Consider the following 15,300-nt stretch of genomic DNA (forward strand, 5'->3'; position numbering starts at 1 on the left):
TGCCTGCGCTGATGGACCAGGTGTAGGGTGCGGTGCCGCCGGTTGCGGAGAGGGTGCTCGTATAGGCGGAGCCCTGCGTGCCGGAGGGGAGGGCGGGCGAGTTGAAGGCTAGGGCTGGAGCTGCGATGACGAGCGAGAGGGCGACAGACTTAGTCTGCGCGGGGCTCTCGGCGTCGGCGACAGTGGCGGTGAAGTTGAAGGTTCCGTTGGCCGTCGGGATACCGGAGATGATGCCGGTGCCAGGGGAGAGGCTAAGACCTGCCGGGAGGCTGCCTGCGCTGATGGACCAGATGTAGGGAGCAGTACCGCCGGTTACGAGCAGGGAGGCGGAGTAGGCGACTGCTTGAGTGCCTGGCGCAAAGGAGGCGGTGGTAATGGAGAGTGCGGGAGGAGCGATCACGAGGACGAATGAGGCCGATTTGGTCTGTATGGGACTCGAGGCGTCGGTGATGGTGGCGGTGAGGCTGAAGGTTCCGTTGACCGCAGGCGTGCCGGAGACAACACCGTTAGAGCCCAGGGTGAGACCTGAGGGAAGAGTGCCTCCAGTGACGGACCAGGTGTAGGGGGCGGTGCCGCCGGTTGCCTGCAGGCCGCTGGTGTAGGAGAAGCCCTGAGTGCCGGAGGGCAGCGATGAGGTGATGATTGCAAGTGGCGGAGGCGCGATGGTGAAGGAGATGGTTGCTGATTTGGTCTGCGAGGGGCTGGAAGAGTCTGTGACGGTGGCGGTGAAGCTGACGTTTGCACTGGTGGTCGGTGTGCCTGAGAGCGAGCCGTTGGAGGCGAGAGTGAATCCGGCAGGGAGGGTGCCTCCGGTGACGGACCAGGTGTAGGGGGCGGTGCCTCCGGTGGCGTTGAGAGTTGCGGTGTAGGGCGTGTTTGTCGTGCCGCTGTGCAGGGCGCCCGAGATGATGGCGAGCGGCGATCCCGCAGCAACTATGGAGAGGGGCAGCGTTGCGGTTGCCGTCTGTGCCGAGGTCGCCGAGTCTTTGACTGCGAGGGTGACGGTGAAGTTGCCGCTGACCGCAGGTGTGCCGGTGATCAGGCCAGTGGTTGCGCCGAGGCTGAGGCCGGTGGGGAGTGCGCCGGAGGTGATCGACCAAGTGTAGGGTGCGGTGCCACCGCTGGTCCGCAGCGTGCCCGTGTAGCTTTCTCCTTGCGTTCCGGAGGGAAGAGTTGTGGTGGTGATGGTGAGGGTTGCGGGGGCGATGACGAGAGAGACCTGAGCCGTTTTGGTCTGGGCGGGGCTGCCTGCGTCGGAGACGGAGGCGGTGAAGGTGAAGGTTCCGCTGGCGGTGGGAGTTCCGGAGACTACGCCGGTGGATGTGCCGAGGGTGAGTCCGGCTGGGAGGCTGCCGGTGGTGACAGACCAGGTATAGGGAGCGGAGCCTCCTGCAGCTTCGAGTGAATTTGAGTAGGCGGAGCCGTTGGTTCCCGAGGGCAGGGTGGAAGAGGTGATGGTGAGGGTGGCAGGAGTGATGGTGAGCGAGTAGGGGACGGACTTGCTTTGTGCGGGGGTGCCTGCGTCGGTGACGGCGATGGTGAAGTTGAAGGTTCCGGTGACGGTCGGGATGCCGGAGACGATGCCAGTCGAGGAGACGAAGATGAGTCCTGTGGGGAGGCTGCCGGAGGTAATCGACCAGCTGTAGGGGGTGGTACCACCGGTTGCCTGAAGCGCGACAGAGTAGCCTGTGTTGACGGTTCCGGAGGGAAGGCTTGCCGTGTTGAGCGAGAGACCTGCCGGAACGATTACGAGCGTGACCTGGACCGACTTTGTCTGCTGCGGAGTGGCATCGTCGGTGACGGTGGCGGTGAAGGGGAAGGTTCCGCTGGCGGTGGGAGTGCCCAAGACCGAGCCGCTAGTAGTCAGGGTAAGACCTGCGGGCATGGCACCAGAGGTGAGCGACCAGGCGTAAGGCGAGGTGCCTCCCGCGGCTTGTAGGGCGTGGGAGTAGGCGGAGCCGATGGTTCCAGAGGGCAGGGTTGCGTTGGTGATCGTCAGCAGGGTGGGTGCGACGACGAGCGTGACTGCACCATTGGCTGTCTGGGCTGGGTTGGAGGCATCGGTGACGGTGACATTGAAGGAGAAGGTTCCGCTGATTCCGGGTGTGCCTGTGATGGAGCCGTTGGATGCGAGGGTGAGTCCGTTTGGCAGCGAGCTTGTAGCCGACCAGGTGTAGGGTGCGGTGCCTCCTGCTGCATTGAGGCTGGCACTGTAGGGCTGGGTCGCAGTGGCTTGAGGTAGTGTAAAGGCCGCGATCGAGAGTGGTGCTCCGGCGGCTACGATCGAGAACGACACGGCTGCTGTAGCGGTCTGTGGGGTGGTGGAGGAGTCCTGGACCAGAACTGTGATGGAGAAGCTGCCGCTTAGTGTTGGGATGCCTGCGAGCAGACCACTCTTTGTGTTGAGGGTGAGTCCTGGGGGGAGGCTTCCTGCGGTGATGGACCAGGTGTAGGGGGCGGTGCCTCCGGTGGCTTGCAGAAGTCCTGAATAGGGCGAACCGCTGGTGCCGGTGGGCAAGACGGACGAGGTGATTGCGAGTGGGGCGGTCGGAACCGGCGGAAGAGCCGGAGGGGGAGTAGCGGCGGCTACCGACAGAGATACCTGAGCGGTGGTGGATTGCGCGGGGGAGCTGGAGTCGGTGGCTGAAAGGACAAAGGAGTAGTTACCACTGGTCGTGGGGGTTCCCGAGAGGATGCCAGACGTGGAGAGGGTGAGTCCGGCGGGGATCTGTCCTGAGGTCAGGGTCCACGCGTAGGGGCTTGTTCCGCCAGCCGCTGAAATCGTTGTCGAGTATGCTGTGCCGGCAGTCGCTTGCGGGAGTGAGGCGGTTGTGATGGCGAGAGGGGGGAGAGAGCTGTTGGAGGTGGTGGTGGGCACAACGGCAACGGGGAGGGCCTGCGACTCCGCCATCGTTACCTCGTTTTGCACCTGCAACTGAGCGGTGGAGGGGGTGGCGAGATTGCCGCTACCTATGGTCCCAGTGAGAGTGGTAGAGCTTACTACTTTGGTGACGAGAGGGGCGCCGTTCCAGAGGATGACCGCAGAGTTGTCGAAGTTTGTGCCTGTGACGCTGAGGGTCTGAGCCTGAGAGCCTGCAGGGATGGTCTGCGGAGTGACCTTGCTGATGCTAGGAGCGGGAAGCTCGTGCAGACCTGATCCGCAGCCGAGGCCAAAGATCAGTAGAAAGAGGCTAAAACTTGCGGCGATCGTTTTGATTCTCTGTCTCAAAGTACACCCCGAAAAAATCAAACGTTTATCCGTATAACGGCATCGCAGAGGGTCTAGTTGAGGCCTCTCTGAAAAACGTTACAGGCTAAAAGTGGTGACTACAGTTACCCAATGGGTGATCTGAGCTGCCACTTCCGTGTGAGAGAGGCTTTAGGCCTTAAGTCGCTCACGCAGACTTGCTTGCAGAAGAGTTGCAATTTAGTGCAGGAGTTCAGGGGTGGTGTTATGGCTACGATTACGCGCAACAGTAACCATTGAGAAAGTATGGTTGTCCCGCTAGCAGGGGAGTATCCCACTTCCGTTGTAGTCCTGGGCCTAACGCAAACGGCGCGTCTCTTCGTGAGAAGAGACGCGCCGGGTGACGAGCCAGAAAGGATGCGTTACGAGTTACTTTTCGTAAGCTCCGATACTGGGCGGGTTAGCTCGAGTCGCACCGGTGTAGTCGGTTGTGAGGCCAGAGATTGCTACACCCAAGTGGAGGGCGGGGCTTCCTGTGGTCAGCTGGAAGTTGAAGTTATCCAGGCTGGATTCGCTAGTGAAGGTGGGCTGGCTCGTGAAGAGAGGATCAGCGCAGAGCTCGTTGGAGAATCCAGTCGGGCAGGCAAAGTTGTGTCCGATGCCGTAGAAGAGGTTATTGGTGCGGGTTACGTGTCCGATGGGCTCGTCGAAGTAGATAGCGGCTGGTCCGCCGGCCTGTCCGCCGAGGTCGTAGGTGGCGGAGTTGTCATATCCCATCACGATGTTGTTCTTGAAGATGAAGTTGCTGTTGTTGCAGGTGCCGGTGCCCTGGGCATCGGTGCCGGTGCCCCAGCAGCTTGCATCCACGGTGACTGGAGCGTAGCTGACGATGGTGTTGTTCTCGACAGTTGTGGTGCCGCCGTCGCGGAAGCCGATGGCGATGGTGTTGTTGGCGCGGCAGAAGTCCTCGAGGTTTTTGTTGTAGGTGCTGGGCTGGCCTGTCATTGGCTGTGAGAGTCGGAGACAGTTGCCCAGAACGGTGTTGTTGGTGAAGACCATTGGGTTGTCGTTGGGGCCCCACTTGAACTGGGCGCCGTTGTTGCCGTAGGCCGTGGAGTCGGTGATGGACATGGAGCAACTGCCCGTGTCGTTGTGGAGCATGTCGTATCCATCCTGCGTGTTGTAGCGGAAGGTAGAGTGATCGACGTGCGCGGTGAGGCAGGTTCCAGCGGGGGTTCCGATGCCGTCGCCGTAGCCTCCGGTGCTCTGGCTGTAGCAGGAGACTGCTCCGGTGCCGGGGTAGGCCTGGTTGCATCCATTCCACTCGACGGTGACGTAGCTAAGGTTGATAACTCCGTTTATGTTGGGGGTCTGCTGACCGTCGTCGAAGTCCCATCCGGCGCCGCCGTTATAGGCGATGTCGACCCTGGTGGCGTTGATGGTGCCTCCGATCGGTCCGAGGATACCGCGCGAGGGGAAGCCGTGGATCCACATGTCGGTCAAGGTGACGTCGTGAGTGCTGGTGTTGGTGACGAGGCCCTGAACCGCATAGTCATCGATGGGGTAGTTATTACTGCAATCGCCAGGAGAAGCAGGCGAGCCGTAGATGATGCACTGCGAGTGGCGGGTGAGGTTGAGGCACTGTATGGTAACGTACTTGGCTCCGCGGAGGTCGATGTCAGCCCAGACAGCATGGCCGCCGTAGAGCTGGGTCATGTTGGCCTGGGTGCAGCTGGCGTAGTTCTCGCCCAGGATGCGGGTAGGCTGAGTTGCTGTTCCGGAAGGGATGACAGGATTCATGCAGTCGTAGGGATCGCCGGTGCCGTTGCACCAGACATCGCTCGAACTTGTGCCCTGGTTGTAGCCAACGCGGTACGGGCCGTTGCGGATGATAACGGTGTCGCCGCCAGCGATGACCCAGGCGAAGCTGTGGTAGCTCTGGTCGTCGTAGAGGAAGCGGTAGTCATTGAAGGCGCAGTGCTGGTCGGTGCCGCTGCCGGGGTAGCCGACGTCGGCCTTCCCATCGCATTGTCCGGTCGGCACCTTGGAGGAGTAGCGTGTGCCGCCGTCTCCTCGGATGTACCAGGTGGTGCCGGAGCCGGTCTGTTGCGGCGCTTCGGTGCCAACGGTGATGGAGGTTGCCGCGGATTTGCTCTGATCCGGATTGCTGTTATCGGTGACGGCAGCGGTAAAGGCGGAGGTGCCGGTTACAGTTGGCTTTCCTGAGATGATTCCTGTGGTTGCAGCCAAGGTGAGGCCTGCGGGGAGTTTACCGGCGGTGATGGACCAGGTGTAGGCCGGAGTGCCGCCCGCGGCTTTCATCTGCGCGGAGTAAGCAGTGCCGTCAACGCCGCTGGGCAGCGTCGCGGAGGTGATGGAGAGCGGCGTTTTGCTTGTGGTACCGACGGCGATGGAAAGTGTAGCGGATTTAGCGACAGCGGGGCTCGATGAGTCTTTGACGGCTGCGGTGATGCTAAAGGTGCCGGTGACCGTGGGTTTGCCGGAGATGGTCCCCGTGGCGTCTGCGAGGGTAAGACCAGCGGGAAGTTTGCCGGCAGTGATGCTCCACGCATAAGACGGCGTTCCTCCGGTTGCCACGAGGGCGGTGGAGTAGGCCGCGCTCTCCGTGGCGGCCGGTAAGGCGGTGGTGGTGATGGCAAGGGCTGGAGTTGCGACCACAAAGGTAATTTTGACGGTCTTGGTCTGAGCGGGCTTCGAGGAATCGGTTACTGAAAAGGTCAGCGGGTAGCTTCCTCCCTTCTCCGGGGTGCAGTAGAAGAGTCCTGTACCCGAATTGAGAGCGCACCCCGAGGGATGAGCGCCAGCAGCCACTTTCCAGTCATAGGGCAGAGTGCCGCCCGTCGCTTTGAGAGTGGCGCTATAGGTCTTTTTATAAGTCGCCTGGGGCAGGGTCGTGGTGGAGATGGCAAGTGCGGTAGCGGCATTCGCAGTCTGTGATGGCGAGGCCGAATCCAGACAGAAGAAGATGAGGGTGAGGGCGATGCCCGCTACGATGGTCCTGAGTACTTTTCCCAAAATATGCTCCGTACAAGAATAGAAATTTGGTTGGTCAAATCGCGCTGCCTGAACAGAAGGTAAATCTGGCCCAGAACATCCGGACGACTATTTTGTCTTGAAATGGTTACTACGGTTACCCATTTTGGGGCCGTAATATTCATTTCGTTTCCGCGAGGCAAAGGCTTTCATCTGCATGTATAGCTTGAGTTGCACGCAGTGAGTCGACAAGTGATACAAAAACCAGATGTTGGAGAACCAGGCGTTTAATTACTAAAGTAACTTTCTGAGTCCGAGTAGAGGCTACTTGGACCGTTAAGGACTATCCCACGTTTGGGGTACACACGATCTGAGGCTCGACGAGGCAGAGGTACTGTGTCCATGGAGAAGCTTGCGGGCAATGGACCAAGTCCAGCGCGATGCATGGTGGTGGGGTGCAGCAAGGATGCGGATTGATGCGTTGCGTGTCGAATGATCCTTGCCGCCTGAGTGAGATGCTCTTGGAAGAGAGCGAATCTCCTAACTCATTAGAACCGGCAGAGGAAAGAGCGACGACGTACACGACGAACGCTTCAGAAGGGGTGACTTAATTTTTATACCATACGAGGCAACGCTGGACCAATTTGTAACAGTCAATTGTTTTTTCTTTGTGATGGCCTTATCGGATGCTCCGAGAAAGCTCCTTTTTCAGGCACATACTTCGTAAGTTGTTGTCCTGGAAGAGCTATCTTTCGAGGCTTAAATGGAAAGAATGCGGGTTCGCCGATTATTTACGGAGTAAGAGAAAGACTGCAGTTTTCGGCTAAAAAGCAATTTTTTTTGAAGCGATCTCTTGATACACATGGAGATAGTCCGCTGTCATGCGCTCTGCAGAAAATTTTTCTTCGATGAGTTTTTTTGCGGAGGTTCCGAGTTGATTTTGTTTTTCGGGATCGTTTAATAGAGCGACGATCTCCGAGGCGAGGGTGTCGATATCCTGCGGAGGGACGAGCACACCCGTGCTGCCATGGTGAATCACTTTAGGTACGTCTCCCACGGTGGTTGCGATCATCGCGCGCCGACTTGCCATCCCTTCGAGGATCGCCATCGGTAGACCTTCCTGCCGCGATGCGGAGACCATGATGTTGAGCGAGGCATAGACCGAAGGCATGTCGTCACGTTGCCCAAGCATGGTGACGTTGTCTCTGATGTTCAGTTCGTCGATCAGGGATTCGAGTTGTGCGCGGTCGGGACCTTCTCCGATGATGACAAACTTTGTGGACGGAAGCTGAAGCAGCACGAGCGATGCTGCGCGCAAAAAGATGTCTACGCCTTTTTCCGTTGCCAGTCTGCCGACGAGACCGACGAGCTGCTGGCTGGGGACGAGGTCTTCGCGCAGAGAGGGATAGGCGCTGTTGAAGGGGCGCAGATCGATGCCGTTCTGAATGAGATGGATTCTGTCTTCGCGAACGCCAGCCTTCAGGAGGCGTTGTTTTACTTCGTCCGAGACCGAGACGATTGCGGCGTAACTTCTCAGCACGAAGCGGTCAGCCGCTCCGTAGAGGGTGACGGTCAGATCATTGTCGTACCAGGTGTGACAAGTGGAGACGAGAGGAATGCCTGATTTGCGCAAAGCGAAGTAGCCGTAGATGTCGGCTTTGTAGCCGTGAGCGTGAACGATATCTGCTTCGGTACCAGTTACAAGCTTACGAATGCTTGCGATGACGGTGCGGTCGATCTGCCCGCTGCAGGGAATCAGGTGCGACTCGATGCCTTCGCGGGTAGCGGCCTGGTGGAGCTGGAGATTCGGGTTTGCGGAGTTTGAAAAGACGCCGAGTACGCTTGAGTGGCCGTTCTGGTTCAAGGTGCGCGACATGTTCAGGATTACGGCCTCTGCGCCATACATGCCTCCGCTGCTGATGATGTGCAGGATTTTCACTGGCCGTAGCTCTCTCCTGCGTCGTTGTCAGGTTCCTGTCGATTGAGAAGAGCCCAGAGCTTTGCGTAGATGCGATCTCCGAGCATGGTTTTGGCGGCGGCTTTTATCCTGTGTTGCCGCTCCATGCCGGAGAGTGCTTTGCTGCCGGGTTGAAAGAGATCTGCGATTCCTTCGAGGGTCATGTCGCCGCGGATGTTGAGGCGACCGATGGTCGACGCTGCTGGATCAGGCTCTGGCTTGGGTACAGAGGTAAAGACCTGCTCGTATCCGGCTTTGCGGCAGGCTGCGAGGATGCGCTGGTTGGAGCGTCCTCCGGGCAGAGACATGGTCGTGATCGAAGTGCCCAACTTCTCTTCGAGAGTGAGACGAGCTTCGACGAGCTCGCGGTGCAGTCCGGCGTCGTTGCAGTGGGTGAGAAGCGTGTGAGTCCATCCGTGTGCGCCGATCTGCTGGCCCGCCTGATGGAGGGACCGTAGCTCGGACCAATCCATGTAGCCCGGTTTTTGCCCTGTCCAGCCTACGGTGATGAAGAACCATGCCTTGATGGCGCGTGACTGAAGGATCGGTAGAGCAAGCTCGAAGTTTGAGATATGCCCGTCGTCAAAGGTGATTTCAGGCCGTAGCCCTGGCGCATCTGCTTTCTGTAGCTGGTGAAAAAGATCCATCTGCTTTTCGAACGCTGCCGTTTCAACGACGTAGGAGTAGTCGCTTGGGGTGGTTCGCAGCTCGTGGTAAAGAAGGTAGAGTCTGTTTATCGGCTGGGTCACCGGGCTGGTCTCGATTCGATGAATGTTTGCTGAACAGATTCTGACTGGTGGAGGTGGAATGCTGAAGCTAGACTGCGGCCTCAACCAACTCGAAGAGCTGGCGGGAACGGGTGTAGATCCAGGCGATCCTGCGGCCATCGAAGGCAACCGCAGGGACCGGCGGACTCACGATGATGCAGCCGTTGTTTTTAGCGTGAACCAAAGCCTGCTCGATGTCGGTTGTTTCGAAGCAGAGATGGTAAGCCGCACCGCCGCCCTTTGCGAGTATGGACTTGATCGGGGAGTCTTCGCTCAGGGGAGCGATCAACTCAATCTCGGCTACGTCGGTGTCCGACTTGGAGAGGAAGTTGACGCTCACCTTTTGAATGGGGTCGTTGAATGGGCCGGAGACAACTTTGTAGCCGAAGAGGGTCGATAAGGTCTCGGTCGTGGGATCGAGGGAGGGTACTGCGACTCCTACATGGCGAAGTTTGAAGCCGAGATCCTCAGCGGTCAAAGCGCCGCTCCCTTCGCTGCCAGTTCTGCTTGAATCAGCGAGACTGTTGTCAGTTCGGCGATGCGCGAGGGATCGAACTGAACACCGTACTCGCCTTCGATAGCAAGGATGGCTTGAAGATGCCGGAAGGAGTCCCAGTTTTCGATGGTTCCTACTCCGGTCTCGGGAGTGACTTCTTCGGGCGAGATTTCCAGGATGTCAGCGAGAATGTCACGAAGTGACGACGGCACTTGCTGAGAGCTCATTCGGTTCATTCCCTTCCAAGGTTAGCCATCTGGGACTCGTGAGAGCAGCGGCGGTCAGATCAAGTTGGTAAAAGAGTGATTCAGGAGAAGCCTCGCGGGCCGGACCTCGAACAAATCCATGATCAGGGTAAAAGTCCGCGCATGGAGCATTTTTCTTTGTGGGGATGAACTCCCCTCTAAGGTACCTGGCCCCCGTCTTGATTGCGTTCTCCGCGAGGTGCGCCAGGAGTGCGGTCTCGATGCCACGACCGATCACTCGACACGATAATAGCAGTGAATCGATGATGCAAGAATCCCCCAGATTGCGGGCGAGGGCTAATCCTACGACTCCGGCATCGCCGAAGCGGTCGCGCACACGGATAGCGACTGCCTGACCTCCCCTTGAGGAGGCGAACTGCTGAACCTCGGAGGCGGAGTGGCGGCGGGTGGTGAGATTGAACTGGTTGGTCTTGGCGAGGAGCTGGACCGAACGTGCCAAGGGGGCATCGAGAGCACTGACAAAGGTGCAGACGATGTCGAGTGAGGCGAGAAACTCGTCGCGACTGCCGGCGCTGTTGGCTAGTTCGGTTCGCTGGGCCTGTGCCTTGTACTCGTTAAGGCGATTGACGTCATCGTCGGTGACGACGGCTGCGTCGAAGAACGATTGTGCGGAGAGGAGGTCAACGAGTCTCCAGGGCTCCTGATGAGGAACCTCGATGACGGCTATCTCCGGAAGCTGCTGGCGGACTGCTTCGCACTCCACAGGGCTGTCATCGACGAAGACGAAGGAGTCCAGGCCTAAAGACAGCTCCTCGGCGAGCTCGCGAAGAGAGGACGATTTTTCGTTCCAGTTGATTTTGGTTGCGACGAAGTTGTCGAGGGTTAGTCCCAAGTCTGCGGCGCGTGTCTGAAATGCCTCACGAACGTCCGCCTCGTTATTTTTGGAGACGATAGCGAGCAGGATGCCTCGGGAGGATAGCTGCCTCAGGTATTTTTGATAATCGAGGAAGCAGTTGCCGGGAAATGCGCTTCCGGTGGCAATTCCCTCTGGCCCTTCTTCTCCCAGGACACCACCCCAGAGCGTGTTGTCGAGATCGGTGCAGAGGACCTTGCGGGGGGCGCGGAAGAGGGTTGAGTAAGAGCGGACCAGGCCGCGAGCGAAGAGACTGAATACATTTGCCGCGACGGGCAGGCGAGAGGCGAGAAACATTCGGTTGTCGCGCCAGTGTGCTCGGCCATGGCGGGCGGCGAGGTGGTCTACGTCAAAGAAGACGCAGTCGGAGATGGTGTTGCAGAGGGCCGCAAGTTTCTGGTTCAACCGGTGCAAAGCGTTGGTCAGACTGCGGGGCATATTCGCTTCGCCGATGTCTCCGAGAGAAGTCAGATCGGGGACGAGGCATCCCTGAAAGAGGATGCGTGCTGAGTTGCCAGAGCGGAAGCTTCTCAGCAACTGGGCCGTGCGGGCGAGAGCTTCTTCGATCTCGGCGTCGACCGAGTCTCCGATGCCGTCTGCGCAAAGATCGGGCAGACGACCGGCGATGTCCTCGAGATTGAGAAGGACGAAGATGAGATCGGGGTTGAACTTTGCGAGGGCGCTCTGCGGGTTCAACATCTCGTCGACGTAAGAGCCGTAGCCGCCTACGTGGAGATCGAGCACGTAGTTCGAGAGGACCGATTCGGTAGTGAGGAAGGGAAGGATCGGCTCTATGGTGATGGAGCGAACGATGTACGTCTTGAGCCGTTTGGCTCTAAGCTGATTGGTCAGAGAGTCGTCGATGCTGGTGAAGGCTGAGGCGCAGAAGACGACATCGGAGGGTTTGCTCGAGGCTGCCAAGAGACTTCGACCATGCTGCACGGCTGCGCTTGCATTCTGTGCGGCGACGGCTTCTTTGATCTTGCGTCGAAGCTCCTGCCGTTCTGACTCATTCTGCATCGGTCATCTCCGCCGCAGAGAGTTCAGGCGATGGACTGACGGGAGCTCGCATGATGATGCGGCCAGGAACACCCATGACCGTGGCGCCTTCGGGAATGTTGCTCATAACCAGCGTATTGGCGGCGATCTTTGCGCCACTGCCCACCTTGATTTTGCCAACCAGGGTAGCGCCGGTACCGATGTAGACGCGGTCGCCGAGTACGGGCGCACCTCCGCGACCCATGGCGGAGGCGCCGATGGTTACTCGATGAGCGATGTCGCAGTTGCTTCCGATGATGGCCTGTGGGTTGATGTGGACTCCGCCGATGTGGGCGATGTAGAGGCCGCCGCCGATGGTGGCCTGCGGGTCGAGACACATCTCCATGACGACCTCGGAGAACATATACGCGAAGAGGTGGATGATTTTGTACGGAATACGAAGCAAGTAGGGAGGGTTCTCCACGTAGAGCCAATGTCCGAAGCGATAGATCGCGACCGCCCATACCGCCGGGCTGAACCAGAGTTGCTTGCCGCTGTGGCCCATGGATCTGTAGCGCGCGATATCTTCTGAAAATTTAGACATGCTCAATGCCCGAAGACTCCTGGCTCATCGCGGTAATATCTCGTTACAGCTGAATCTTATCAGCCAGTAATGTCGTTGTAGTAAGTGAGAGTGCATTATCAGGCATGCACTTTTTTGCGAATACTCTGCTGCCATGCAACGCCATTGCCACAGTCTGCCACAGTCTGCTCCGGTCTGCTCCGGTCGCGGATTGAATCAGATCGAACTTGCCAAGTCATAGAGGTAGAGTTAGGTTAGGTTTGGTTGGGTTGCCAGATTGCTTGGTGAATCCTAAGAATTGCATTCGTTGCAGGCCCAGGAAGGTTTCTTAGTCATCGTGAGGACGAAAGTTACAATTGTCGTTCCCGCCTACAATGCTGAGCTTTGGCTACGCGATGCCCTGGACAGTGCAGTGGCTCAGACCTATCCGGCCCACGAAATTATCGTGGTGGACGATGGTTCCAAGGATCGCACGGGGGAGATAGCGTGCAGCTTTGGCGATAGGGTTCGCTACCTTAAGCAGGCGAATCAGGGCGTGTCCGCGGCGCGGAATACAGCTCTTCGGGCGGCGACTGGCGATTGGATTGCCTTTCTGGACAGCGATGACCTGATCGTTCCGGAGAAGCTGGCGACGCAGGTTGCTGTGATCGAGGCCAATCCGGAGCTGGTGGTGGTCTATTCTGCGTTCCAGTTTCTGTTTCCTGACGGCAATACGCTTCATATGGCTCCTTTTCCTGCTGCGAAGCTGTGGCCGGGGCTTCGTTACCGTACCCCGATCCTTCCTTCGACCGCCATGATTCGCCGGTCGGCCTTGGAAGAAGTTGGTGGATTTAGTACGCAGTATCACTATGGAGAGGATTGGGAGCTTTGGGTTCGTCTTATACGACGCTACTCGGCAAAGGCGTTTCAAGACACGCCTGAGAACCTGACGACGTACAGGCACTGGGAGAATAACGTTACCAAGAACTTTTCGGCTACGGCTGGTGCTGCCTTGCAGTTATTGGATAGCGTTTTGCTTGCCGATCTGAGCGGTATGAAGAGAGATCTATGGAAGCGCAAGATCGAGGCGAGGATCTTCTATAACGTCTCTCTCAGCTATAGAGATGTGGGGAGCGAGCGCTACTGGGAGTATGCGATCGAGTCCTTTCTGAAGTGGCCATTCTGGGGGGCGGTGGTCCCGAGTTACCGGTATCGGGTCCTGGCGATCATGTTGTATACCAAGTTGCGGAACTTTCGCTGGAGCGCAGCCTATTGGTGGCCAGAGCGCAGATGTCGAGAGGATCTTACCCGGGACGTCGAAGTTCCAAGAGAGGTCTCCGTTCCCTAGAGGGTTGCTAAGCGATACCCTGGACGACCGGACGACGCGAAGCCTGCCACCTTCTAAAGAGGTTCAGGAGCGGCTGGTGGAAGACTGCCAGGACCACAGCAGCATATACGGGCAGCGTGAGTAGAACCTGTCCAAAGAAGGTGACCAGCGAAGCAGGGTGATAGTGATGGTCCACGAGGAAGGACGCGACTCCGAACGGGATCGAGCACAGGAGAACCTTGCCCCATCCCTGCCACAGGTAGGTTCCCGCAGAGATGCCCAACTCCTTCTGCACGAATCGCGGCCAGAAGAAGAGATGAATGGCTGCCATAGAGAGAGAGGTTCCCCAGGCGACCCCGTATATTCCGATTGTCTTGACCAGGATAAGGCTAAGGGTAAGGTTGAAGACGGCTTCAATGGCCGCCCAGTTCGCGACCGATTTGTGTTTGTCGACTCCGTAGGCTATCTGTCCGGCGGTCGAGTTCGCGATAGTGAAGAACTGGCTGATCATCAAAATTTGAAGGATTGTGCCGGAGATCTCACTGAACTGCGGGCCCATCCATAGGCCGATGAAGGTCTTTCCGCGCAGCACCAGGGTGAGGCCCACAGGAAGCATGAGCCCGAGGAGCGCCTGCGTTCCCCGCAGAAGCAGCTTTTGCAGAGTATCTGCCCGACCTGACGCATCCAGGCTGCTGGCCATGGGAATAAAGGTTGAACCCATCGAGGTGGATACCTGGCCGGAGTACATGGCCAGACTTCCGGCGATCGAGTAGAAGGTGACTACCCCAATCGAGAGGAAGGCACCTACTACGATGTTATCGGTGTAGAAGACGATCTGCACAGCCACGATGATGATGAAGGTCTTGAAGCTGTAGGACCAGATACTCTTCAGGGTCTCCATATCCGGCCTGAGGGCGAGGACCCGGCAGGGAGGGTACTTTTTCATCGCGAGGACCACAAGGGCAACGCTTGCGAAGAAGATGACCGCGAACTCCCACAGGGCGAGGGCCACGAGGCCGTAGCCGCTGCGTAGAATCAGAATGACTCCGATGGCCCGGCCAAGCGTCTGGACGACGATGATTGAGCTCAAGATGTCGAAGCGGTTGATCGCTGTGAGCACGCCACTGTAGACGCCGGACAGCAGAGAGACCGCAACTCCCAGCGCGCAGAGCAGAACGGTGATCTGTGCGGGGCGTTGTAGGTTCTGCGGAATTTTAAAGATGTGAGGAAACCAGAGGGCCAGGGCGATGCTGATGATGGCGACAGCTGTGGCTATCAGCATACGAAACCAGAGCGTTGCACCGATGGATTTCTGGGCGCTTTCGACGTTGCCCTCTGCCGCGCTCTTGGAGACGAACCGTATGATGGCGCTTCGCAGTCCGAGGTCCAGCATATTCAAGTAAGCAACCGTGGAGCAGGCGAGGATCCAGATGCCGTAGACGGTTGCCCCTAAATGACGTACGACGAACGGAGCCAAAAAGAATGGAACGACCATGCCGGTCGCCATGGCTATCCAGTTCATTCCTACATTGATCGCAAATCGCTTTTTGCTAGCCATTGGTCCTGAGTGTGCAACACTGCGGTGCGGAAATCTTCATGGAATCGGTTCGGCCGAATCGCTGCGGCTTGTCGTGCTTCACTCGGTGTAGCGATGCCTTTGTGACGACAAAGGCGCTTTACCAGTGTAGTCGAGGAGGTTGGATTTGAAAGCTGCGATCGATACTTTCGATCCCCTGAAAGGGTTAGATAACCAGGCGTGGTTCAGACGTATCATCCCCAAGAGCGCGGGCATGGGGTCAAGATAACTACGAACTGCATCCATGTTTCGGTTTAGCCGTTTTAGTAAGATGAGGGGCATCGAGGTCTTGTGAAATCTAACGCAACTGCCAGGAAGTGTGCGGAGCACGGCTTCG

10 protein-coding genes are annotated in these 15,300 nt (G+C 58.1%); 1 reads left to right on the forward strand and 9 read right to left on the reverse strand.

The features are described 5' to 3' along the window. From GSQ94_RS10695 to GSQ94_RS10730, 8 genes are all read right to left on the reverse strand, one after another. Positions 1-3,229: putative Ig domain-containing protein (locus tag GSQ94_RS10695; protein WP_174240918.1), on the reverse strand; the 3,229-nt coding region annotated here is incomplete at its 3' end. A 387-nt stretch (positions 3,230-3,616) separates the two neighbouring features. Continuing rightward, the gene (locus GSQ94_RS10700; RefSeq protein WP_158943832.1) at positions 3,617-6,223 is read right to left on the reverse strand and encodes a putative Ig domain-containing protein; all 2,607 of its coding nucleotides are present in this window, start codon (positions 6,221-6,223) and stop codon (positions 3,617-3,619) included. 781 nt (positions 6,224-7,004) lie between these two features. Continuing rightward, positions 7,005-8,120, reverse strand: coding sequence for a glycosyltransferase family 4 protein (locus GSQ94_RS10705; protein ID WP_158943834.1), 1,116 nt, complete (start codon positions 8,118-8,120; stop codon positions 7,005-7,007). After that, entirely contained in the window at positions 8,117-8,887 is a 771-nt protein-coding gene (locus tag GSQ94_RS10710; protein ID WP_158943836.1) for a polysaccharide deacetylase family protein, read from the reverse strand. Before GSQ94_RS10710 ends, GSQ94_RS10705 begins: the two co-directional genes overlap by 4 nt. A gap of 67 nt (positions 8,888-8,954) precedes the next feature. Further along, a complete protein-coding gene (locus GSQ94_RS10715; protein WP_158943838.1) occupies positions 8,955-9,383 on the reverse strand; it encodes a VOC family protein in 429 nt (142 codons plus the stop codon). Further along, complete coding sequence (locus tag GSQ94_RS10720) at positions 9,380-9,628, reverse strand: acyl carrier protein (RefSeq protein WP_158943840.1); 249 nt, start codon at positions 9,626-9,628, stop codon at positions 9,380-9,382. Before GSQ94_RS10720 ends, GSQ94_RS10715 begins: the two co-directional genes overlap by 4 nt. Beyond that, entirely contained in the window at positions 9,594-11,540 is a 1,947-nt protein-coding gene (locus GSQ94_RS10725; RefSeq protein WP_158943842.1) for an HAD family hydrolase, read from the reverse strand. The genes GSQ94_RS10720 and GSQ94_RS10725 overlap by 35 nt, the downstream gene beginning before the upstream one ends. Then, positions 11,530-12,102, reverse strand: a complete 573-nt coding sequence (locus GSQ94_RS10730) for a serine O-acetyltransferase (protein ID WP_158943844.1) — start codon at positions 12,100-12,102, stop codon at positions 11,530-11,532. The genes GSQ94_RS10725 and GSQ94_RS10730 overlap by 11 nt, the downstream gene beginning before the upstream one ends. A gap of 316 nt (positions 12,103-12,418) precedes the next feature. Here GSQ94_RS10730 and GSQ94_RS10735 point away from each other — a divergent pair, with 316 nt between their 5' ends. Continuing rightward, entirely contained in the window at positions 12,419-13,408 is a 990-nt protein-coding gene (locus GSQ94_RS10735; protein WP_158943846.1) for a glycosyltransferase, read from the forward strand. A 7-nt stretch (positions 13,409-13,415) separates the two neighbouring features. Here the strand turns inward: GSQ94_RS10735 and GSQ94_RS10740 are convergent, their stop codons facing one another. After that, positions 13,416-14,945, reverse strand: a complete 1,530-nt coding sequence (locus GSQ94_RS10740) for a lipopolysaccharide biosynthesis protein (RefSeq protein ID WP_158943848.1) — start codon at positions 14,943-14,945, stop codon at positions 13,416-13,418. Between the last annotated feature and the right edge of the window lie 355 nt (positions 14,946-15,300).

It is taken from the genome of Granulicella sp. S190, assembly GCF_009766095.1.
Taxonomy (GTDB): domain Bacteria; phylum Acidobacteriota; class Terriglobia; order Terriglobales; family Acidobacteriaceae; genus Edaphobacter.